The sequence below is a fragment of the Sphingomonas sp. TREG-RG-20F-R18-01 genome (assembly GCF_022662475.1).
GTDB lineage: Bacteria > Pseudomonadota > Alphaproteobacteria > Sphingomonadales > Sphingomonadaceae > Sphingomonas.
Window position 1 is genome coordinate 357973 of record NZ_JAKNQQ010000004.1, and the last position, 21993, is coordinate 379965.

Consider the following 21993-nt stretch of genomic DNA (forward strand, 5'->3'; position numbering starts at 1 on the left):
TCTCCCGCGCAAACCACGCTAGCCTCCCCTTTCACAGGGGGAACCGCCAATGCTGCCGACCGAACCGAATACACCGCCCCACAGCCGTGTCTGGCGTTTCCTGCATTTTCCGCTGGTCCTGTTGTTCGTCGGCTTCGTCTTCGTGTTCGGCGGGCAGGTCGTCGCCAGCATGTTCGCCAAGCAGTGGCCGCCGCTCAAGGGCTCGCCGATCAGCGTGCTTCAGGCGGTAGCCTTTGCCGCCCTGATCGCAGGCAGCTACGTCGCCTTCGTCCGGCTGATCGAGCGGCGGCCCGTCTATGAGTTCGCCGCAGCCGGCTGGGTGCGCGAACTGGTGGCGGGGCTTGCGGGCGGAACACTGCTGTTCAGCCTGGTAATCGGGATCATCGCGGCGCTGGGCGGGTATCGCGTGGTCGGGACCGGGGCGGTCTCGTCGCTCTATGCCGCCGCCGCGCTGGCGATCCTGTCGGGCGTTGTCGAGGAAATCGTTCTGCGCGGGCTGTTCTTTCGGTTGCTCGAGCGTCTGCTCGGCAGCTGGATCGCGCTCGCCCTGTCGGCAGCGCTGTTCGGCGCGCTGCATCTCGGCAATCCCAATGCGACGATGTCCGCCGCGGTGGCGATCGCGCTGGAGGCGGGAGTGATGCTTGCGGCGCTGTACATGCTGACCCGGCGTTTGTGGGCGGCGATCGGGATGCATGCGGCGTGGAATTTCGCGCAGGGCGGAATCTATGGGATCGCCGTATCGGGCTTCAGGCAGACCGGGTTGCTACGCCCCGCCATCCAGGGACCGAACTGGCTCACCGGCGGCAGCTTCGGTGCGGAAGCGTCGGTCCCCGCCGTGATGGTCAACCTGGTCTTCGGGGTTATGCTGCTGGTTCTGGCGCACCGGCGCGGACTGTTCGTCGATCCGGTGTGGGTGCGTCGTCGTTCAGCCGCCTGACGGGTCGGCGGGGGAGCAGGTGTACACGATCTTCTCATTGGGTTGTGGCGGCAGCGCGGTGCGGATCGCCGCCTGCTGCGTGGCAAGGTTCGCACGCCCCGCCTCGTCGGGCGTGCACGCCTTCAGCGTTACCTGCGACCGGATCTTGCGTACCGAATCCATTTGGCTTGCCGACAGGAAATACCGACGAGTCACATATTGGCGGGTCGCGGGGTCGAACTGCATGACGGAAACCGTCTGTTCTTTTCCGGGAACGAGGATGCGATCCCACTTACTGCCGTTCTCGGCATATTGCGTCCGGCCGTTCATGCAGCCGGATTGGCCCCAGTCGATCGCGACGTCGCTGGTTTGCGAGGATATCACGCGGCTCCGCTCGGGAACGAACCGGCATACCATCTTGCCCAGCGCCGCCGTCGAGGAGACAGCGGTCGAGGACGGCACGGGCGCGGGCGTGGCGACACCCTTGGGCAGCATCGTCTCGCCGCTGGGGCGCAACACGAACAGCACGACCGCGCCGACCATCAGCATTCCGCCGCCCGCCCAGCCCCAGATCGCGCCACGACGTCGACGCTGCAGCTCGAGCAGCGTCCCGCCACCGATCCCCATGGCGCCCAGCACCAGCATCAGCGTGGCAATCGCCATGACGTTTTCGCGGTGGCGGTCTGCGGCAATACGCGCGCTGGACAGCGCGCTTTGCTGGTCGCTCGCTGCCCGGGCGGCGGCCTCGCGGCGGTTCGCCTCGGCAAGGCTCAGGGCCTGCGCATCGGCATCGCGATCGGCCTTGTCGACATCGGCGATGCTCGTGCACGGCGTCCCTACGGCGGCATAGGGCTGTTTCGCGCGCGCGAGGAAGGCCGCGAGTTCGCTGTCGGCAATGGCGAAGCCGAAGCTCGTGTCGCCGTCCTCGGCCTTCGTGATCGCCGAATTGACCCCGATCACGCGCCCGCACGGGTCGAGCAGCGGACCGCCCGAATTGCCGCGCGCGATCCCTGCGGTGTGGAGCATCACGTCGGTTCCCGACATCTGCCGCCGCCCCGAGAACACGCCTTCCGATCGGATCGGGGAAAGCGGATGGATATAGTCCGCCGCGGATCGCGCGGTGGCCAGATCGACGTTGCCCGGATAGCCGAGCGCCGTGACGTTACTCCCCTCGTCGACCGGGCCGCTGTAAAGCGCGACCGTCGGCAGGCGCGCGCCGGTAAATTCGATCAGCGCAAGATCGTGCACGGTGTCGATCGCGATGACCTTGCCTTCATAGCCCTTGGTACCTTCCGACGGCACCACGCCAATGACGACATTCCCCGGGTACCGCGACGCCAGCTCGACGACATGCGCGTTGGTGACGATCCGGTTGGACGCCACGGCAAAGCCGCTCCCATGCCCGAAGCCGACGACTTCATCATCGACGATCGCGATCGTCACGACGCGCACCACGCTGCGCGCCGTGGCCGAGATGTCGTCGGCGCGGGCGGGTTGCGGGAAGAAACCAAGACCGGCCAGGATCAGGAGAGCAGCCAGAACAAGCGTCCGCATGGTCCGCGGGGTCCCCGTCGTCGCGACGCGCGAAGACGTCAGGGCGGCGGTCGGGCTGAGGATCGGTAAAAAAGCCATACTGTCGATTCTGACAGGAAGCGTCGCTGCGGGACAGCGGGAATGTGCGGCGCGGCGGTCGCATCGAAGGCCTGGTGCCAGAACGGTGTGTCACCACGACGGATCGAACGGTCGCCGCCTGCTACTTCAGCGCGCCCGGATCCACGACGACATGCTTTATCCGAGTCCGGTTGTAAGTGTAGGTGATGTGGACCAGCCCGTCGCGCGACTGGATGACCGCGGGATAGGCGTACCCGTCCGGCATCGGTCGCGTCTCCAGCGACAGCGCCGGATGCCACTGTACGCCATCGTCTGAAAGCGCGATGTTGAGTGGCCAGCGCGGGCCATCTCCCGGCCGGTCCGGCCAGTGCGCGCTATGATTGTAGACGAGCAGCTGACGACCGTCGCGCAGCGTCACGGCATCCGTCCCCGCGTTGGGATTGGGCAGGTCGATGGCCGCGAGCGGTGTCCAGCTCCGGCCATCGTCGCGTGACCAGCTCATCGCGAGCGCGCCCTGCCGCGTCCGGGCAATGAGCTCCAGCCGCTTGTCCTGGAACGTCAGCACGCTTGGCTGGATCGCCTCGATCCCCATGGGCGAGGGAATGGGCGGTTCGATCTGCCAGGTCCGGCCGTGATCGGTCGATCGCTCCATTCGGATGAACCAGCGATTCTGTTCCGCCGTGCCCGCCTCACGGCTCGACGGCGCCAGCCACGCGCGCCCCGGCGTGACGACCGGCTTGTTCTTAATCGGACCCAGCACGCCATCCGGCAGGGCGCGCGGCGCACTCCAGTGCCGGCCGTTGTCGCGCGACACGATCACCATGCCATGCCACGTGCGGGGACTGGCGCCGACCTTGTAGAACAGCCGCAATGGTTCTCCCGCGGGTTGAAACAGCACCGGGTTCCAGGTCGGATAGCGGACGCCGTCGCGCGTGCGCCCGTCGGCCACGGCAACCGGCTTGTCCCATCCGGCCGGCCCCCGGCGCGCAAACCAGATAGTGACGTCCGGACGACTTTCCCCGCTGCCCCCGAACCACGCCGCCGCCAGCGTTCCGTCGGTCAGCTGGATGATCGTCGAAGCATGCGCCTGGGGGTAGGGCGGCGCCGCATCGACGAACTCCGACACTAGGATCGGGGAAGCAACCGAGGGCGTCGCCCCGACCGCCAGCACGATGCTCCAACCGGCAAACCATCTCAGGAGCGGGCGCGTGGGACTGGTCATGTGCCGGCAATGGCAGGGACGCCGTCGTCGGACAACCGTAGCAAGACGCAGGCTAAGCTTGGCTGATGACGGGTCGGCATTTTGCGACTTGCTCGCAACAAGCGTCTCGGCTAGTTGCTGCGAATGCGTCGCAATAAAAATAACGGACTGCCGCGATGACGCGCGGTATGGTCCGCTTCTGGGTTCAGCTGCACAAATGGAGCAGCCTGGCCTGCACGCTGTTTTTGCTGATGCTGTGCCTCACCGGGCTGCCGTTGATTTTCCATGACGAGATCGATGCCCTGGGTGGGGATCCTGCGATGTCGGTCACCGGCATTGCCGCGTCCCGCGACTCGCCGGAGCTGCGACCGCTCGACGCGATGCTTGCAAAAGCGCTGGCGAAGCGACCGGGGGAAATCCCGCTCTACATGGCCTTCGATAGCGACCGGCCATTGATGACCGTGACCACGGGCGCGCGACCCGATGTTCCCGCCAGCGGGATGAAGATCCAGAACCTCAATCGGTTGACCGGTGACGTTCTGGAAGACGGCAATGGCGGTCCGGGGCATGCGATGACCGAATTTCTGCTGCAACTCCACACCGACATGTTCCTTGGCCTGCCGGGCGAGCTGTTCCTCGGCGTGATGGGCCTGGTCTTCGTGATCGCCGTCGTTTCGGGGATCGTGCTTTATGCGCCGTTCATGCGCAAACTCGACTTCGGGACGTTGCGTACTACGCGGAGTCGCCGCCTCAAGTGGCTGGATTACCATAATCTCGTTGGTATCGTTGCGCTGGCATGGATGGTCGTCGTCGGACTGACCGGAGTGATCAACGCCTTCGTCACGCCGATCACCAAGCTTTGGCAGGCCAACGAGCTGGCGGAAATGACGCGAGCCTATGCGGGACGTCCGCCGCTGCCACCATCGCGCTATGGCTCGCTCGACGTCGCAATGGCTGCGGCGCGTCGCGCCATTCCGGGTATGAACCCGCAATTCATCGCCTTCCCGGGCGGGGCGTTCAGCAGCGGGCATCATTATGCCGTGTTTTTCCAGGGCGCGACGCCGCTGACGGAAAACTTGCTGACCACCGCGCTGGTCGATGCGGAAACCGGGCAGCTTACCGACGCGCGACCGATGCCGTGGTATTTCAAGGCTCTGTCATTGTCGCGTCCGCTGCACTTCGGGGATTATGGCGGGCTGCCGCTCAAGCTGCTTTGGGCGATGCTCGATCTGTTCACCATCGTTGTTCTCGGATCCGGCCTCTATCTCTGGCTCGGTCGTGGCCCTGAGACAGGGCCTCGCTCCGCCGGTCGGCGTGCCGGCGGCAGGGCGCGCATCCGCCTTCCCGAGAACGTCGCATGATTCTTCGGTCGACCTTCGCGCTGCCGACCCTGATCGCGCTGGGCACGGTGGCCGGCCTGATCGCCGCGCTGACCGGCAGCGGCTGGCGGGACGCTGCCGCATGGATCGGGCTCGGCATTCCCGTCGCCTCGGTCGGCTGGGCAATGGCCGCGCGTCGCCGCTGATCAACGCTGCATCTTCCAGAGGCGGGCAAAGACCCGCTGGTTCCAAAAGGGATTGATACCGTGACCTTGCTGTTCCCCCGCACCGCCTCGGCGGTCGCGCTTGCCGCTGCCGTGCTTGCCGCCCCCGCCGTTGCCCAGGATCGCACAGACGCAACGCCCGACGACTCCTCGGCCGACATCGTCGTCACGGCGCAGCGCCAGAACCGCACCGAAGTGTCGCGCGAAGGGGCGGTCGGCGTGCTGGGGAACAAGGTGGCGGCGGACGTGCCGTTCAGCATCAAGAGCTACAATGCCGCGCTGATCCTCAACCAGCAGCCGCAGACGCTCGGGCAGGTGCTCGAGAACGATCCGTCGGTGCGGACGACGTACGGCTTCGGCAATGCCGCCGAGCAGTTCGTGATCCGCGGTTTCACGCTGTTCGGCGACGATATCGGGTTCAACGGGCTGTACGGCCTGACCCCGCGCCAGCTCGTCGCGCCCGAACTGTACGAACAGGTTCAGGTCCTCAACGGCGCGAGTGCGTTCCTCAATGGTGCGGCCCCCGGCGGATCGGGGATCGGCGGGAGCGTCAACCTCGTCTCCAAGCGCGCGGGCAACACACCACTCACGCGACTGAGCGCGACCTATAGCGGCGACCGGCATTTCGGCGGCAGCTTCGACGTCGGCCGGCGCTTCGGCAGCGGCGGCGAGATCGGGGTGCGGATCAACGGCGCATATCGCGCGGGCGACGTCGCGATCGACGACGAGTTCCGCCGTAGTGCGGTGATCGGCGCTGGCCTCGACTATCGCGGCGAGCGGCTGCGGCTGTCGCTCGATCTCGCGTATCAGCGGGTGCAGGTCCGCGACCTGCGCCCCAAGGTGACGATCGCCAGCGCGACGATCCCGCGCTTGCCCGAGTCCACCGCCAATTACGGGCAGAAGTTCGCCTACACCACGCTGCGCGACATCTTCGGATCGGGGCGGATCGAATATGACGTCACCGATAACGCGATGCTCTACGCCGCCGCGGGCGCGCGCGACGGGAGCGAGCAGGGGATCTACAGCGGGATCACCGTCACCAACGCGGTGACGGGCGCGGCGAGCGGGACCGCTTTGTATGTCCCGCGCACCGACAATAACGAGACTGCGCAGGCCGGGATCCGCGTCAAGCTTGCCGCTGGCGGCGTGACGCAGGAGATCAATCTCGGCGGGTCGATGATCTGGCAGGTCAATCGCAACGCCTATGACTTCCGCTACGGGGCGAGCTTCGACGGGTTCGCGACCAACCTCTACGATACGCGGCAGGTCGCGCTGCCCGCGTCGTTACTGGTCGGCGGCAATCTGGCGGACCCGTTTCCGGTCTCGCGGACTCGGCTGGGGAGCGCGTTCGCGTCGGACACGATCGGGGTGCTCGCCGACCGCGTGTTGCTGACCGCCGGGCTTAGGCTTCAGACGATCAACCAGCGCAGCTATTCTTACACCGACGGATCGCTGAGCGGCACCTATGACGAGAGCGCGGTGACGCCGGTCGTCGGGCTGGTGATCAAGCCGGTTGCTGGGCTGTCGCTGTTCGCGAACCGGATCGAAGGGCTCGCGGCAGGGCCGGTCGCGCCGGCGGGGACGCTCAATGCTGGCGAGATCTTTGCGCCGTACACATCAACCCAATATGAGGTCGGCGGGAAGCTCGGGCTCGGACGGGTCAATGCGAGCATTGCGGTGTTCCAGACCGAGCGGCCGAGTGCGTACAGCATCGCCGTCACGCCAACGACGTTCCGCTACGGGGTGTTCGGCAAGCAGCGCAATCGCGGGATCGAACTGAGCGTCGATGGCGAACTCACGCGTGGCCTGCGGGTGATCGCGGGCGGGTCGGTCAACGACGCCAAGCTCCGCAACACCGCTGGCGGCGCGAACGACGGCAATACCGCGGTCGGCGTGCCGGACTATCTGATCAACGGGAATGTCGAGTGGGATACGCCGTTCCTGCGCGGGGTGACGCTGACCGGGCGGGTGGTCAATACCGGCAAGCAGCAGGTGAATGCGGCGAACAGCCTGTCGATCCCGTCGTGGACCCGGGTCGATCTGGGCGCGCGCTATGTCGCGGTCTTGGCGGACCGGCCAGTGACGTTCCGCCTGGGCGTCGATAACGTCGCGGACCGACGCTATTGGGCGTCGTCGTTCGACTCGTTCGGGGCGGCGTTGTTGCAGGGGGCACCGCGGACGGTGAAAGTGTCGGCTTCGGTGGATCTGTAGCGATACCATTGCTCGGCTGGATCGGGCTAAAACCGATGGCGCTTCCCCGGCGAAGGCCGGGGCCCAGTAGTGATGACCGATGAAACATCGCGCAGTCGCCCGCCTTCCGGCGTCTCGCTACTGGGCCCCGGCCTTCGCCGGGGAAGCGCTTGGCGGGTAGCCGCTAAACGAAGCTGTACGGATCGACGTCCACCACCACGCGCACCTTGGACGGCCAGTCGACCCCGCCGAGCCATTCGCGCAGCATGTCCTGCACGTCGAACGCGCGCCGGGCGTGGACCAGCAACCGATAGCGATGCCGCCCGCGCAGCATCGCGAGCGGCGCAGGTGCGGGGCCATAGACCTCCATCGCCTCATGCGTCGGCGCCGCCCGCCCGATCGCGCGCGCCGTCTCCAAAGCCGCGCCCTGATCTTCGCTCGAGATGACGATCCCCGCGAACCGCCCGAACGGCGGCGCGCCCGCCTCGCGGCGGTGCTCGGTCTCGGCGTTGTAGAACGCTTCCGCATCCCCCGACACCAACGCGCGCATCACGCTCGCATCGGGGCTGTGCGTCTGGATGAAGACGTGCCCCGGCTTCGCCCCACGGCCCGCGCGGCCCGCGACCTGCATGATCTGCTGGAAGGTCCGCTCGCTCGCGCGCAGATCGCCGCCGTCGAGCCCGAGGTCGGCATCGATCACCCCGACCAGCGTCAGATTGGGGAAGTGATAGCCCTTGGTCACCAATTGCGTGCCGACCACGATGTCGATGTCATGCGCCTCCATCCGCGCGACGAACTCGGCGGCCTTGGCGGGGGACCACATCGTGTCGGACGTCACCACCGCGGTCTTCGCATCGGGGAACAGCGCGGCCACCTCGTCCGCGATCCGCTCGACCCCGGGGCCGACCGCCGCGAGCGTGTCCTCATTCTGGCATTCGGGGCAGACCCGCGGGACCGGCTCGGTATGCCCGCAATGGTGGCAGGCTAGGCGGCGGACGAGCCGGTGCTCGACCATCCACGCGGTGCAATTGGGGCATTGGAAGCGATGCCCGCAGGTGCGGCACAGTGTCAGCGGCGCATAACCGCGCCGGTTGAGGAACAGCAGCACCTGTTCGCGCCGTGCGAGCGTCTCACCGATCGCGGTGACGAGCTTGGGCGCGATCCAGCGGCCGCGTTCGGCCGGATCTGCAATCAGGTCGAGCGCCTGGATCGACGGCATTTCGGCAGCCCCCCAGCGGCCGGGGAGCTTGACCTCGGCATAGCGACCGTTGGCGACTTGCTGGCGCGTCTCGATCGCGGGGGTGGCGGAGGCAAGCACGACCGGGATCTGCTCGAACTTGCCGCGCATCACCGCGACGTCGCGCGCGTGATAATGGACGCCTTCCTCCTGCTTGAAGCTCGTCTCATGCGCCTCGTCGACGACGATCAGCCCGAGATTTGCATAAGGGAGAAACAGCGCCGAGCGCGCGCCGACCGTGACCAGCGCTTGGCCGCTCGCGATCGCGCGCCACGCGCGGCGGCGTTGCGACGAGCGCAGGCCCGAATGCCACGCGACCGGCTGCACCCCGAAGCGCGCGGCGAAGCGCTTGAGGAACGGCTCGGTCAGCGCGATCTCGGGGAGCAGGACGAGCGACTGGCGGTTCCCGCGGATCGCTTCGGCGACGGCTTCGAAATAGACTTCGGTTTTGCCCGAGCCGGTGACGCCGTCGAGCAGCGTCGGCTTGAACGCCTTTGCGGCAACATCTGCGACGAGCACGCCCGAGGCGGCGCGCTGGTCGGCGGAGAGCGCGGGGGCGGCAAAGGCGGGGTCGGGGAGCGGGAAGGGGCTGTCGATGTCGACTTCGACCGCCTCGAGTGCCCCCACCTTGACCAGCCCGCGGATCACCGCGTCGGAGACTTCGGCGATCGCGGCGAGTTCGCGGATCAGGCCTTGCGTGGTGCCGATCCGCTCGATCGCTTGCTCGCGCTGTGGGGTGAGGCGATCGGGGAGGGTGCCGGTCGCGCGATATTCGACGATCGTCTTTGCGCCTTCCAGCGCGGAGGTGGAGGCGAGCGCCATCCGCACCACCGACGCGGGCGAGGCGAGGTAATAATCCGCGGTCCATTCGACCAGCCGCCGCAGCGGTGCTGCGAGCGGGGGGACGGGGAGGACGCTGACGAGGTTGCGCAGGCGATTGTCGCCGACCTCGGCATCGGACGGCATGTGCTCGCTTTCCCACACCACGCCGAGCAACTGGCGCGGGCCGAGCGGCGCGACGACGATCGAGCCGGGTTCGACGGTCATGCCGTGCGGGACGCGGTAATCCAGCGGGCCGAGAGCGGCGTTGAGGAGGATGACGCGGGCGCGGGACATGAGGGGCATATGGCGGGTTGCGGGGGCGGGTGCAAAGGGGGGCGTGTTTTGCTCGAGCCCTCGCCTTCTGGGAGTGCCCTTCTTCTCCTTACGCCCCTCCCCTTCAGGGGAGGGGTTGGGGGTGGGGCTGTGTCTCATAGAGAGCTAGTTCTGCTGGACTTCCCCACCCCAACCCCTCCCCTAAAGGGAGGGGCTTTCGGTTTCACCTTGCGGCGGACATCCGCTACACCGCCCCCATGAGCGATCTCCCCCGCGCCTATGCCGAGCATCTCGCGCGCGACCGCAGGCACTCCCCGCATACCGTGCGCGCCTACGAAGCCACCGCAGTGCGGCTGTGCGGCTTCCTCCAAGCCCATTGGGGCGAAGCGATCGACCAGGCCGCGCTCGCCCGCGTCACCACCGCAGACCTGCGTGCATTCCTCGCCGCGCGACGCGGCGAAGGCATCGGCAACGCTTCGGCCGCGCGCGAATTGTCGGCGGTGCGGGGGTTCCTCGACCACGTCACCGGCGCTGGCACCACGCCGCGCCTCAAGGGCCCGCGTGTCGCCAAGGGCGTACCGCGCCCGATCTCGCCCGCCGAGGCGATCGCGCTGGCGGAGGACGTATCCGAAGATCCGGATGAACCGTGGATCGGCGCGCGCGATTTCGCGGTTTTGCTTTTGCTATACGGCGCGGGGCTACGGGTGGCGGAGGCGCTCGGGCTGACCGGTGCGGCGCTGCCGCTCGGCGCAACGCTGGTCGTCACGGGGAAGCGCGACAAGACGCGGATCGTGCCTCTGCTGCCGCAAGTGCAAGCCGCGATCGATGCCTATGTCGCATTGTGCCCCTATGGCACCGCGCGCGATGCCGCAGTGTTTCGCGGCGCGAAGGGCGGGCCGCTTTCGCCACGGATGGTGCGCCGCGCGGTGCAGCGGGCGCGGGTGCGGCTGCAATTGCCGGACCGGACGACGCCGCATGCGTTGCGGCATTCGTTCGCGACGCATCTGCTCGGGCGCGGGGCGGATTTGCGCGCTTTGCAAGAACTGTTGGGGCATGCGAGCCTGAGCTCGACGCAGATTTATACACAGGTCGACGCAGCGCATCTGCTCGACGTCTATCGCAACGCACACCCCCGCGCCTGACGGCGTAGAGGAAGAATCACAGCCGTCACCCCGGCGAAGGCCGGGGCCGCCATGTTGTGATCCGGAACGTCGGCTTCGCGACCAACATGGCGGCCCCGGCCTTCGCCGGGGTGACGGAAGCCGCGCGTATGCTGAAGGTTTAGCGGAGCGCTGCGACCAGCGCTTCCGCCGCCGCAGCGGACGACGCCGGGTTCTGCCCGGTGATCAGCAACCCGTCGCGCACGACGTGGACGCCCCAATCATCGGTCTTGGAATAGATACCGCCGTTCTGCGTCAGCATGTCCTCGACCAGGAACGGCACGACGTCGGTGAGCCCGACCGCAGCTTCCTCGGTGTTGGTGAAGCCCGTGACCTTCTTGCCAGCGACCAGCGGCGTACCGTCGGCAGCCCGCACATGGCGCAGCACGCCCGGGGCATGGCACACCAGAGCGACCGGCTTATCGGCGGCGATTGCGCCTTCGATCAGGGCGCGCGAGGTCGAATCCTCGGCGAGATCCCAGAGCGGACCGTGCCCGCCAGGATAGAAGACCGCGTCGAAATCCTCAATCTTGACCGAGTCGAGCCGCACCGTGCTGGCGAGCTGTGCCTTGGCGTCGGCATCCGCCTCGAACCGGCGCGTGTCGTCGGTCTTTGCGCTCTCGTCGGCGCTCTTGGGGTCGAGCGGTGGCTGGCCACCCTTGGGCGAGGCGAGCGTCAGCGTGGCACCAGCCTGCTTGAGCACATAATAAGGGGCGGCAAGTTCCTCGAGCCAGAAGCCGGTTTTGGCACCAGTGTCGCCGAGCTGGTCATGCGAGGTAAGGACAATCAGGATATTCATACAATTCACTCCAGCGGGCGATGAGCCCGCGTTGAGCGGCAGATGGGTGGCGCACCCGACAATTACTACCGCAGTGCAGCGAAGCCGCGTTCAGCCGCGCGGTTTCCACGTCAGCAGCCGCCAGACATATCCCACCACGATCGCGATCGTCAGCGCCACCGCGGCGGGGCCGATGAACGCATCGAGCTCGCGGAAATTGGCGCCGAGATAGTAACCGGCATAGGCCAGCCCGGTGTTCCAGATCGCCGACCCCGCCGCGGTCCACAGGATGAAGCGCAGGTGCGGCATCCGCGCCATGCCGGCGGGCAGCGACACCATGGTGCGGAACGCGGGCATGAAGCGGAACACGAACACGACCCATTGCCCGCGCGCCCGGAAGAACGCCTCGAGCTTCTCGACATGCTGCCAGTCGAGCGTCAGCCAGCGGCCGTACCGGTCGACGACCGGGCGCAACCGGTGATAGCCGAGCCGGTAGCCGATCGCGTACCAAAAGTAATTCCCTGCGACCGTCCCCGCGGTCCCCGCGACGATCAGCGGGACGAGGCTCATCTGCCCACGCGCGACCGCGATCCCGCCAAGCCCCATGATGACTTCGGACGGGATCGGCGGGAACACATTTTCCAGCACCATCAGCAGGAAAATGCCGAAATAGCCGCCCCAGGCGGTCAGTTCGATGATCAGTTCGGTCATCGCGAAGCGGGCGTCAGCCCGCGACCTTGCGTTCGATCGCGTCCCAGATCATCCCCGCGACATCCGTGCCATCGAAGCGTTCGATCGCGACGATGCCGGTGGGGGAGGTGACGTTGATTTCGGTCAGCCACTCGCCGCCGATCACGTCGATCCCGACAAACAGCAGCCCGCGCTTTTTGAGCTCCGGCCCGAGTACCGCGCAGATCTCGCGTTCCTTGTCCGTCAGCTCGGTCTTCACCGCCGACCCGCCGACCGCGAGGTTGGAGCGGATCTCGCCTTCACCGGGCAAGCGGTTGATCGCACCAGCGACCTCGCCGTCGACCAGCACGATGCGCTTGTCGCCCTTCGCGACATCGGGGAGAAACGCCTGCACCATATGCGGCTCGCGCCACATGGTGTTGAAGACCTCGATCAGCGCGGACAGGTTCGCGCCGTCGCTGCCGACCTTGAAGATCGCCTTGCCGCCATTGCCGTGGAGCGGCTTGATCACGATTTCCTTATGCTCCGCCAGGAACGCGCGCGCCTCGTCGAGCGAGCGGGTGATCAGCGTCGGCGGCATGAACTGCGCGTAATCGAGCACGAACACCTTTTCGGGCGCGTTGCGGACCTGCGCGGGGTCGTTGACGACCAAGGTCTTGTGCGCGATCCGCTCGAGCAGATGCGTCGCGGTGATATAGCCGAGGTCGAACGGCGGATCCTGCCGCATCAGCACGATATCGGCCTCGTCACCGAGGTCGAGGCTCACCGGCTCGCCGAGCGTGAAATGGTTGCCCTCGACGCGCTGGACGGTGACCGGCTCGGCCTTCGCCCAGACCCGGCCGTTCGAATAGTTGAGCGCCTCGGCATTGTAATGGAACAGCTTGTGCCCGCGCTGTTGCGCCGACAGCATCAGCGCGAAGGTCGAATCGCCCGTGATGTTGATGGAAGCGATGGGGTCCATCTGGACGGCGACTGTCAGGCTCATCGATCTGTAACTCCGTCCGGGACACTTCGTTCACCCGTTGGCGGGGTGATCCGAGCGCAGATAGGGGGTCGATCGCGGTGTGTCACCCCGAGCGGGCTCAGCCGTTCCGACGATCCGTGCCACCAACCCTAACCCAACGGGATGGTGGTATTCGAGACACGAGGCTCACCCGATCCACGCATTCTCGATATGCCGCGGTCGCACCCCCGGCGCGAGCAGCAGCACGTCGACGCGGATGTCGTCGCCTGGCCCCGCGAAGCGCGGCATCAGCACTTCCGCCGCCGCCGCGACGCGGGCGAGCCGGCGTTCGTCGATCGCGAAGTCGAGCGCGGCGGCGGTCTTGCGTTGCTTGACCTCGACGAACGCAACGAGGTTCGCCTTGCGCGCGACGATGTCGACTTCGCCCGCTGGGGTGCGCACGCGGCGCGCGAGGATTTCCCAGTCGTGGAGCCGCAGCCACCAACTGGCGAGCCGTTCGCCGCGTCGGCCCGCGGCTTCGGCAACGCGGCGGTCCCTTACCATTTTCGCTGCATCCGGAGCGGATAGACTCTTCTCCCCTCCCTGGAAGGGAGGGGCCGGGGGTGGGTTGGTGTGGGGGATATCAGTCGCGCGACCAACGAGCCGACCCACCCCCAACCCCTCCCTTCCAGGGAGGGGAGTAAGTAAGGGCGGGCGTCGCTCACGCCTTCAATTCCAGCGCCCTTGCGTACAATGTCTTGCGATCCAGGCCGAGCTTCTTGGCAACCTCGCTCGCCGCCTGCCCGGTCGATAGCCTGGTCAGCGCCTCGCTCAGCGCAGTGTCGGCGTCCTCCGCACTCGCGGCTTCGGGCGCACCCGGCGGGGCCACCACCACGACGATCTCGCCCTTGGGCGGTGCCTCTGCATAGCGCGCGGCGAGCAGCAACAGCGTGCCCGTCACCGCTTCCTCGAAATGCTTGGTGATCTCGCGCGTCACCGCCGCCTCGCGGTCACCGAGCCCCTCGGCGAGTGCGGCGAGCGTGACGCCGAGCCGCGGGCCGCTTTCGTACAGCACCAGCGTCGCGCGGATCGTCGCGATCTCGGCGATCGCGGTCGCGCGCGCCTGCGCCTTGGCGGGGAGGAAGCCGACGAACAGAAACCGGTCGGTCGGCAAGCCCGCGAGCGTCAACGCCGCCACGGCCGCGCACGGGCCCGGGATCGTCCACACCGTATGCCCCGCGGCGCGCGCATCGCGGACGAGCTTGTAGCCCGGATCCGAGATCAGCGGCGTCCCCGCATCCGACACCAGAGCGACCGGCTCCATTCCCATTCGCGCGATCAGCCCGGGGCGGACCTCCTCGGCATTGTGGTCGTGATACGGCACCATCGGGCGTTTGACCCCGATATGGTGCAGCAGCTTCGCCGTCACGCGGCTGTCTTCCACCGCAATCACAGCAGCATGGCTCAGGATGTGCGCGGCACGCAGCGACAGATCGCCGAGATTGCCGATGGGGGTCGCAACGATGTAGAGGCCCGGGGAAAGATCATTGGTCATCAGGAGCGGTCATGGCAGAGCAGGATACAGGGGCGCAACGGCGCAACGGAATAAGGCGGCTTTCGCAGGCGACGCTGGTAGCCGGCGCGGTAGTGCTCAGCGGGTGCCAGACGGTCGTGCCGCGGGGCGCCGTGCCCCGTCCGCGTCCCGCAGCAGGACCCAGCCAGTCACAGCAGCCGGTGTTCGAGCAAGGCATTCCGAAAGATACCGCGCGCCACCGGGTTGCGCTGCTTGTTCCGCTCAGTGGCACCAATGCGGGCGTCGGGCAGAGTCTGGCAAATGCGACCCAGCTCGCGCTGCTGGATTCGCGCAACGAATCGGTTCGCATCACGACGTACGACACTGCGTCCGGTGCGGCACAGGCCGCGCAACGCGCGCTAGCCGATGGCAATCAGCTGATCCTGGGGCCGTTGCTCGCCGATGACGTGCGCGCCGTCGCGCCGATCGCCAAACAGGCGCATGTGCCCGTGGTCAGCTATTCGAACGACACCACGGCCGCGGGCAACGGCGTATATCTGCTGGGCTATGCACCGGCTCAGTCGATCGGCCGTGTAGTCGATTATGCGGCGGCGCACGGCGTTACCAGCTTCGGCGGGCTCGTACCCAACGGCGTCTATGGCGAGCGCGCATCGACCGCCTTCCTGCGTGCGGTGGAATCGGCCGGCGGACGGGTCGGGTCGCTCCAGACCTACGACCGGGTCGGCGGCGCGATGACCGCCGCGATCGCGCGGATGGCCAAGAGCGCCCCATATCAGGCGGTCCTGATTGCAGATGGCGGCTCGGCCGCAGCCGCCGGGGTTCCCGTGTTGCGTCGCAATGGCATGGGAGGCGCGCGCATTCTCGGGACGGAATTGTGGAATTCGGAAGCGGCGATTGCCAGCAAGACGGCGTTGAACGGCGCCTGGTTCGCCAGCGTCTCGGACGGATTGTATCGCCAATATGCCGCCAAATACCGCGCGCGTTTCGGGGCGGCTCCGTTCCGGCTGTCGAGCCTTGGCTATGATTCCGTCTTGCTGACGATCCGGATCATGCGCGATTGGTCGATGGGGACCGCGTTCCCGGAGGACCGGTTGCACGATCGTGGCGGATTTTCCGGCATCGACGGCGCGTTTCGTTTCGGTCGCGACAATGTCGCCGAACGCGCGCTGGAGGTACAGGAGATCCGCGGCGGGACGACCGTGACCGTGTCGCCCGCGCCGACGGGGTTCTAGGATAAGCGCCTGCTCTGGTCGACGGGCCCCCGGGTGAAGCCGGGGCCCAGTTGCTGTCCGGTGCGAGGCGGGGGAGGGCGTTGCAGGCAGTGCCTGCGGCAATGACCTTCCCCGGATCACGGTCTCGGGTTCAGTCCGTCCGCACGACCAGCGGCAGGATCGCGTCCAGCAGCAGCATGCCTGCTTCGGTCACGCCTAACCAATCCATGTTCCGGGCAAGTAGTCCCTGCGCGATGAGCCGGTCCGCTGCTGGGGTGTCGATCAGCCGGTCGATGGTCGTTGCGCCGACCCTGGCGATCCGCGCCAGATCGACTCCCTCGCGCAGGCGCAGCCCCATCAGCAACGCCTCGGTTGCACGGTCGGCGGGGGGGAGTAGCTCCTCGATCTGGGCCCCGTGCATGTTCCGGTCGACGGCCGTCATCCAGTTTTCGGGCTTCTTGTGGCGTGCCGTCGCGAGTCCGCCGCGCCGGCCGTGGGCTCCCGGGCCGATGCCGGCATAGTCGCGGTACCGCCAGTAGACGAGGTTGTGGCGGCTTTCCGCCCCGGGCCGGGCATGGTTGGAGATCTCATATGCCGGCAATCCCGCCGCCGCGGTCATCGCGCGCGTCGCCTCGAACAGATCGGCCGCCGAATCGCCGTCGGGAATGACGATCCGCCCCGCCGCCGCCTCGGTCGCGAACCGCGTGCCCGGTTCGATCGTCAGCTGGTACAACGACAGATGTTCGGTCCCGAAGGAAAGCGCGCGCTCCAGTTCGGTTTGCCAGTCCGACAGACGTTGGCCAGGGCGCGCGTAGATCAGGTCGAAGCTAACCCGCGCGAAGGCCGCCTGTGCGGTGGCCAGCGCGCCCAGACCCTCGGTCACGTCGTGTGCACGCCCCAGGAACCGCAAGGCGGCGTCGTCGAGCGCCTGCAATCCGAGCGAAACCCGGTTGACCCCCGCGCGCACGAGATCGGCGAAGCGTGCAGCCTCGACCGAAGACGGATTGGCCTCAAGGGTGATTTCGATGTCGGGCTCGGGCGCCCAATAGGTCGTGGCGGCGTCGATCACCGCCGCAACGGTTTCGGGGGGCATCAGCGAGGGGGTGCCGCCACCGAAGAAGATCGAGCCCAAGCGCCGTCCCGGCAGTGCAGCCGCTTCGTAGCGCAGGTCGGCGAGCAATGCCTTGCGCCAGGCCGCCTGGTCGACCACGTCGCGCACGTGGCTGTTGAAGTCGCAATATGGACATTTCGAGACGCAGAACGGCCAATGCACATACAGCGCGAGCGGAGATACGGTCAGATCGGCAGCAGGGATTGGGGCAGTGGGCATCGATCGTGCTATGCAGGCAGACGATGACGGTGGAAAGGTTGGGGGGCCTTAAAAATCGGATGATGGCCGTGCTGTCAGCGATCGTGCTCGGCGGATGCCAGGTCGCGGCGCCCGAACGCGTGGTGGAGCCGCGGGTGATCGCCGGCAGCTATCCGCGCGGCGAGGCCCTGCTCAAGGCCGCGATGCTGGCCGGTCACGCCGCGGCGCGGGCCGAGGTCGGCGCGCCGCCGTTGCAGTGGGACGATGCGCTCGCGGCCGATGCGGCGGTCTATGCCGATACGCTGGTCGTGACGGGGCGGTTCCGCCACGCCGACCAGCCGATGGGTCCTGGACGCGAAGGGGAGACGCTGTTCCGCGGGACGCGGGGCGCCTATTCCTATCGGGAAATGGTGGACCTCTGGGTCGCCGAGAAAAAGGATTTCGTCGACGCGGTCACCCCCGATTTCAGCCGGACCGGACGGGGCGAGGACGTCGCGCACTACACCCAGATCATCTGGCGCGCGACGACCCGAGTCGGGTGCGCGCTGCGGAGCAGCCGGGAGGACGACTATCTCGTGTGCCGCTACTCGCCGCCAGGAAATGTCATTGGAGAACGTGTGGGCTGAGGCGAAGATGGCGCGCGATCGCGGCGAGATCTTCATCATGTGCCACATTGAAACATAGCGATCGTTGCACAGAGAAGACCTATCCTCTTCTGGAACAATCCTTGGTTAACAGGCAGATATTGGCCGTTGCTGCTATTTTGTCTGGCGCTACAGCCGGTTGCATCAACCGGCCAGATCGTGGCCCAGCAATACAGGGCGTATCCCATGAAGATGATCCAGAGCCTTTCGGCCGCCGCGGCACTTGCCTGCGCCATTGCCGCGGTGCCGGCCACGGCCGCGACGCCGATCGTCAGCAGCGGCAAGCTGATGGGCGCAACCGGCGTGACCGTCGGTGGCGCGAGCTATGACGTCGCCTTCCTCGATGGCACCTGCTCGGGCGTGTTCGGCGGCTGCACCACCGGCAACTTTTCCTTCACCACGCTGTCGAGCGCGCTGGCTGCGGGCAATGCGCTGCTGTCGCAGGTCTTTATCAACGGCAAGGCCGGCGCGTTCGATACGCATCCGGCGCTGACGGCCGGCTGCACGAGCGCAGTCGCCTGCAATGTCCTGATCCCGTTCGCGGCGAGCAATGGCGTCGCGCTGGTGACCGACACCGTCAACATGCCGACCGCGTCGCTCGATTTCACCTTCGCGTCGCTGATCGGATCGAAGACGTCGACCGCTTCGCTGGCGAGCTTCGTCTATGCCAAGTTCACGCCATCGGTGACGACCGCGGTGCCCGAGCCTGCCACCTGGGCGATGATGCTGGCCGGCTTCGGCCTGATGGGCGCCGCGCTGCGCTATCGCAAGCGCTCGACCAAGCTGACCCTGGCCTGATCCCCGGCGTAGCGGGTGCCCAAAAACCCGGCGGTCGCGCGACCGCCGGGTTTTTTCGGTAGCGGGCGGCGCGGACCTACAGCACTGCCGCGGTCATCTGCGCGAAGGCGGCGGCGCGGTGGCTGATCGCATGCTTCTGCGCGGGGTCCATCTCGGCATAGGTCTGGTCGCTGCCGGTAGGCACGAACACCGGGTCGTAGCCGAACCCGACCGCGCCGCGCGGCGGCCACGTCAGCGTGCCCTCGGCGCGGCCCTCGAACCACTGGACGTGCCCGTCGGGCCACGCCAGTGCCAAGACGCAGACGAAATGCGCGCTGCGGCTGGCATCGGGCCCCTTGGCGACGAGCGCGTCCTCGACCTTGGTCATCGCGAGCGTCCAGTCGCGCCCGTTGGGCGTTTCCGCCCAATTGGCGGTGTAGACCCCCGGATCGCCGCCGAGCGCCTCGACGCACAGCCCGCTATCGTCGGCGAGCGCGGGCAGGCCCGACAGGTCGGCGGCCTGCAGCGCCTTCAGCTCGGCATTGGCGACGAAGGTCGTGCCGGTTTCCTCCGGCTCGGGCAGGTCGAGATCGGCGGCGGAGATCGCCTCGATCCCGTGCTCGGCGAGCAACGCGCCGATCTCGCGGACCTTGCCCGCATTGTGGCTGGCGATGACGAGCTTGCCGGGGGCAAGCTTGCGGATCGCCTGGGGCGCCACGCCCTCATCCCCGGTCGGCGTCACTTGGCGACCGCCCGCGCCTGGGCGGCGAAGATGTCGGTGCAGCCGATCCGCGCCAGACGAAGCAGGCGGAGCAGCGCTTCCTCGTCATAGGTCGCGCCCTCGGCGGTCGCCTGGACTTCGGCGATGTTGCCGTTTTCGAGCAGGACGAAGTTCGCGTCCGCGTCGGCGTTCGAATCCTCGTCATAGTCGAGGTCGAGCACGGGCGTGCCCTTGTAGATCCCGCAGCTGATCGCCGCGACCTTCTGCGTCAGCGGGTCGGCGGTGAGCTTGCCGCTCGCCATCAGCCCGTCGATCGCGAGCCGGAGCGCGACCCATGCGCCCGAGATCGACGCGGTGCGCGTGCCGCCATCCGCCTGGATGACGTCGCAATCCAGCACGATCTGGCGCTCGCCGAGCAGCTTGAGGTCGGTGACGGCGCGCAAGCTGCGCCCGATCAGGCGCTGGATTTCCTGCGTGCGGCCCGACTGCTTGCCCTTGGCGGCTTCGCGGCTGCCACGGGTGTGCGTCGCGCGCGGGAGCATGCCGTATTCCGCCGTCACCCAGCCCTCGCCCTTGCCGCGCAGGAACGGCGGTACCTTTTCCTCGATGCTGGCGGTGACGAGCACCTTGGTGTCGCCGAAACCGATCAGCACCGATCCTTCGGCGTGACGGGTGAAACGCGGCTCGATCGTGATCGCGCGCATCTGGTCGGGGGTACGGCCGCTGGGGCGCATCGGGAATCTCCTGAGAATGGTCGCGACGACCTACCCGTGCGTTGGGACAGTGTCACCCCTATCTGAAGGGGCCGCGACCCCGGAGCCCGACCCCCTGATGACGACCTACCAACCTTCCTCGACTGGCGACCGGATCAAGGGGGCGGGCGGGGCCGCGTTGCTGGTGGTGGCGATCGGATACGGGCTGGTGACGGGGCTGTCGGTCGATTTTCGCACCCGCGTGGTCGAGGAGATGAAGGCGTTTTCGGTGCTTCCGCCCGCTCCGCCGCCGCCCAAGAAGGAGGTCGTGCCCGCACCGCGCAAGGCGGAGAAGCGCAAGGAGGCCGAAGCCGCACCGCCGAACCTCACCGCCAAGCCGACCGAAGTCGTTGTGCCGCCACCGGTGATCCGTCTGCCCAAGCCGCCGCCGATCGTGGTGGCACCCGTGGCCGGGCCGGGGACGGACCCCAAGGCGGGGGCGGCACCCGTGGTCGGGCCGGGGACGGGGAGCGGCGGGCAGGGCAATGGGCGCGGCAGCGGTCGCGGCGGTGATGGCGATGGCGGCGGGGGCGGGGAGATCCCGCTCCGATTGATCAGCGGGCCGCTTCGCTATCGTGATCTGCCGCGAGACCTGTACGCCGCAAATGTCACAGGCACCGTCGAGATGGAATTTGTCGTCGGCGTCAAGGGCCGCGTCACTGCGTGCCGGATCACCCGCTCCAGCGGCAACGCCCGGCTGGACGCGGCGACGTGCGGGCTGACCGTTGCAAAACTTCGTTACCGTCCGACCAGGACGGCGGCCGGAATGGCCGTCCCGGATACGGTTGCAGGCGAGCAGGTTTGGACGTCGGACCGTGTGGAAGGCGGGGACGAAGAGGAGTAGCGGGTTTCCCCCACCTTGTTACTTCCCCGGCGAAGGCCGGGGCCCAGTAGAGAGGTCGGAGGAAATTTGGCACAGCGCCCGCTTCTACCCGTCTCACTACTGGGCCCCGGCCTTCGCCGGGGGGGGACTGTGCGATGGGTAGTTACTTACCCCGGCGGGTGCCGGATATGATTTCAGGTGAGGCAGGTTTGACGGATCGAGCGGGGGAAGGCGGGGACGAGGAAGATCGATCACGCTGCCACCACTCTTGAACGCCTCCCCGGCGAAGGCCGGGGCCCAATAGAGCGGTCAGAGGACACCGGGCGCAGCGTCCGCTTCTACCCGTCTCACTACTGGGCCCCGGCCTTCGCCGGGGAGGTTGGGGACTGTGCGGTGGGCAGTTACCGACCCCGGCGGGTGCCGGATATGATTTCAGGTGAGGCAGGTTTGACGGATCGAGCGGGGGAAGGCGGGGGCGAGGAAGATCGATCACGCTGCCACCACTCTTGAACGCCTCCCCGGCGAAGGCCGAGGCCCAATAGAGCGGTCAGAGGACACCGGGCACAGCGTCCGCTTCTACCCGTCTCACTATTGGGCCCCGGCCTTCGCCGGGGGGGGGTGAGGGCTGCGCAGTGGGTCGTTATTCGCTCCTGCGGGTGCCGGATATGATTTCAGGTGAAGCGGATTTGACGGATCGAGCGTGGGGAAGGCGGCGACGAGGAAGGTCGATCATGCCGCCATCACCCTTGCACGCCTCCCCGGCGACGGCCGGGGCCCAGTAGAGAGATCGGAGGAGATTGGGCACAGCGTCCGCTTCTATCCGTCTCACTACTGGGCCCCGGCCTTCGCCGGGGAAGC

20 protein-coding genes are annotated in these 21993 nt (G+C 67.4%); 9 read left to right on the forward strand and 11 right to left on the reverse strand.

What is annotated here, in order from left to right:
* Window positions 1-49 precede the first annotated feature (49 nt).
* On the forward strand, window positions 50-937 hold the full coding sequence (locus L8K25_RS13865) for a CPBP family intramembrane glutamic endopeptidase (RefSeq protein ID WP_242139573.1): 888 nt from the start codon (window positions 50-52) through the stop codon (window positions 935-937).
* Here L8K25_RS13865 and L8K25_RS13870 read toward each other — a convergent pair.
* A complete protein-coding gene (locus L8K25_RS13870) occupies window positions 926-2470 on the reverse strand; it encodes a trypsin-like peptidase domain-containing protein (protein WP_242139621.1) in 1545 nt (514 codons plus the stop codon). The two genes, L8K25_RS13865 and L8K25_RS13870, sit on opposite strands and share 12 nt — an antisense overlap.
* A gap of 199 nt (window positions 2471-2669) precedes the next feature.
* Window positions 2670-3749, reverse strand: a complete 1080-nt coding sequence (locus L8K25_RS13875; RefSeq protein WP_242139574.1) for a sialidase family protein — start codon at window positions 3747-3749, stop codon at window positions 2670-2672.
* A 155-nt stretch (window positions 3750-3904) separates the two neighbouring features.
* On the opposite strand from L8K25_RS13875, the gene L8K25_RS13880 reads away from it, so the two are divergent.
* Genes L8K25_RS13880 through L8K25_RS13890 form a run of 3 tightly spaced genes read left to right on the forward strand, consistent with a single transcriptional unit; the run spans window position 3905 to window position 7482 of the window.
* On the forward strand, window positions 3905-5089 hold the full coding sequence (locus tag L8K25_RS13880) for a PepSY-associated TM helix domain-containing protein (RefSeq protein ID WP_242139575.1): 1185 nt from the start codon (window positions 3905-3907) through the stop codon (window positions 5087-5089).
* Window positions 5086-5253: a hypothetical protein gene (locus L8K25_RS13885; RefSeq protein WP_242139576.1), complete on the forward strand. Its 168-nt coding sequence runs from the start codon at window positions 5086-5088 to the stop codon at window positions 5251-5253. The genes L8K25_RS13880 and L8K25_RS13885 overlap by 4 nt, the downstream gene beginning before the upstream one ends.
* A 60-nt stretch (window positions 5254-5313) precedes the next feature.
* Window positions 5314-7482, forward strand: a complete 2169-nt coding sequence (locus L8K25_RS13890; protein ID WP_242139577.1) for a TonB-dependent siderophore receptor — start codon at window positions 5314-5316, stop codon at window positions 7480-7482.
* A gap of 163 nt (window positions 7483-7645) precedes the next feature.
* Here the strand turns inward: L8K25_RS13890 and L8K25_RS13895 are convergent, their stop codons facing one another.
* Window positions 7646-9814 carry a primosomal protein N' gene (locus L8K25_RS13895; protein ID WP_242139622.1) on the reverse strand — a complete coding sequence of 723 codons (2169 nt, stop codon included), beginning with the start codon at window positions 9812-9814 and terminating at the stop codon, window positions 7646-7648.
* A 236-nt stretch (window positions 9815-10050) separates the two neighbouring features.
* Here L8K25_RS13895 and L8K25_RS13900 point away from each other — a divergent pair, with 236 nt between their 5' ends.
* Window positions 10051-10935, forward strand: coding sequence for a tyrosine recombinase XerC (locus L8K25_RS13900; protein ID WP_242139578.1), 885 nt, complete (start codon window positions 10051-10053; stop codon window positions 10933-10935).
* A 139-nt stretch (window positions 10936-11074) separates the two neighbouring features.
* Here the strand turns inward: L8K25_RS13900 and L8K25_RS13905 are convergent, their stop codons facing one another.
* The 5 genes from L8K25_RS13905 to rsmI all read right to left on the reverse strand — a co-directional run bounded on the left by L8K25_RS13905 (window position 11075) and on the right by rsmI (window position 14919).
* Window positions 11075-11752 (reverse strand): type 1 glutamine amidotransferase domain-containing protein, encoded by a 678-nt coding sequence (locus tag L8K25_RS13905; RefSeq protein WP_242139579.1) that lies wholly within the window; start codon window positions 11750-11752, stop codon window positions 11075-11077.
* A 90-nt stretch (window positions 11753-11842) separates the two neighbouring features.
* Window positions 11843-12442, reverse strand: a complete 600-nt coding sequence (locus tag L8K25_RS13910) for a DedA family protein (protein ID WP_242139580.1) — start codon at window positions 12440-12442, stop codon at window positions 11843-11845.
* Between the two features lie 13 nt (window positions 12443-12455).
* Window positions 12456-13406 (reverse strand): glutathione synthase, encoded by a 951-nt coding sequence (gene gshB / locus L8K25_RS13915; protein WP_242139581.1) that lies wholly within the window; start codon window positions 13404-13406, stop codon window positions 12456-12458.
* Between the two features lie 165 nt (window positions 13407-13571).
* Complete coding sequence (locus tag L8K25_RS13920; RefSeq protein WP_242139582.1) at window positions 13572-13928, reverse strand: YraN family protein; 357 nt, start codon at window positions 13926-13928, stop codon at window positions 13572-13574.
* Window positions 13929-14085: 157 nt separating this feature from the next.
* A complete protein-coding gene (gene rsmI, locus L8K25_RS13925; protein WP_242139583.1) occupies window positions 14086-14919 on the reverse strand; it encodes a 16S rRNA (cytidine(1402)-2'-O)-methyltransferase in 834 nt (277 codons plus the stop codon).
* A gap of 11 nt (window positions 14920-14930) precedes the next feature.
* On the opposite strand from rsmI, the gene L8K25_RS13930 reads away from it, so the two are divergent.
* Window positions 14931-16130 (forward strand): penicillin-binding protein activator, encoded by a 1200-nt coding sequence (locus L8K25_RS13930; RefSeq protein WP_242139584.1) that lies wholly within the window; start codon window positions 14931-14933, stop codon window positions 16128-16130.
* Between the two features lie 130 nt (window positions 16131-16260).
* Here the strand turns inward: L8K25_RS13930 and hemW are convergent, their stop codons facing one another.
* Window positions 16261-17439 (reverse strand): radical SAM family heme chaperone HemW, encoded by a 1179-nt coding sequence (hemW, locus tag L8K25_RS13935; RefSeq protein ID WP_242139585.1) that lies wholly within the window; start codon window positions 17437-17439, stop codon window positions 16261-16263.
* A 62-nt stretch (window positions 17440-17501) separates the two neighbouring features.
* On the opposite strand from hemW, the gene L8K25_RS13940 reads away from it, so the two are divergent.
* Both L8K25_RS13940 and L8K25_RS13945 read left to right on the forward strand, forming a co-directional pair.
* Window positions 17502-18044: a CAP domain-containing protein gene (locus L8K25_RS13940; RefSeq protein WP_242139623.1), complete on the forward strand. Its 543-nt coding sequence runs from the start codon at window positions 17502-17504 to the stop codon at window positions 18042-18044.
* A 204-nt stretch (window positions 18045-18248) separates the two neighbouring features.
* Window positions 18249-18860: a PEPxxWA-CTERM sorting domain-containing protein gene (locus tag L8K25_RS13945; protein ID WP_242139586.1), complete on the forward strand. Its 612-nt coding sequence runs from the start codon at window positions 18249-18251 to the stop codon at window positions 18858-18860.
* 76 nt (window positions 18861-18936) lie between these two features.
* Here L8K25_RS13945 and rdgB read toward each other — a convergent pair whose 3' ends face one another.
* Together rdgB and rph are read right to left on the reverse strand one after the other, a co-directional pair.
* On the reverse strand, window positions 18937-19581 hold the full coding sequence (rdgB, locus tag L8K25_RS13950; RefSeq protein ID WP_242139587.1) for an RdgB/HAM1 family non-canonical purine NTP pyrophosphatase: 645 nt from the start codon (window positions 19579-19581) through the stop codon (window positions 18937-18939).
* Window positions 19578-20294: a ribonuclease PH gene (rph, locus tag L8K25_RS13955; RefSeq protein WP_131527368.1), complete on the reverse strand. Its 717-nt coding sequence runs from the start codon at window positions 20292-20294 to the stop codon at window positions 19578-19580. The genes rdgB and rph overlap by 4 nt, the downstream gene beginning before the upstream one ends.
* Before the next feature lie 97 nt (window positions 20295-20391).
* On the opposite strand from rph, the gene L8K25_RS13960 reads away from it, so the two are divergent.
* Entirely contained in the window at window positions 20392-21156 is a 765-nt protein-coding gene (locus tag L8K25_RS13960) for a TonB family protein (RefSeq protein WP_242139588.1), read from the forward strand.
* The last annotated feature ends 837 nt before the right edge of the window (window positions 21157-21993 follow it).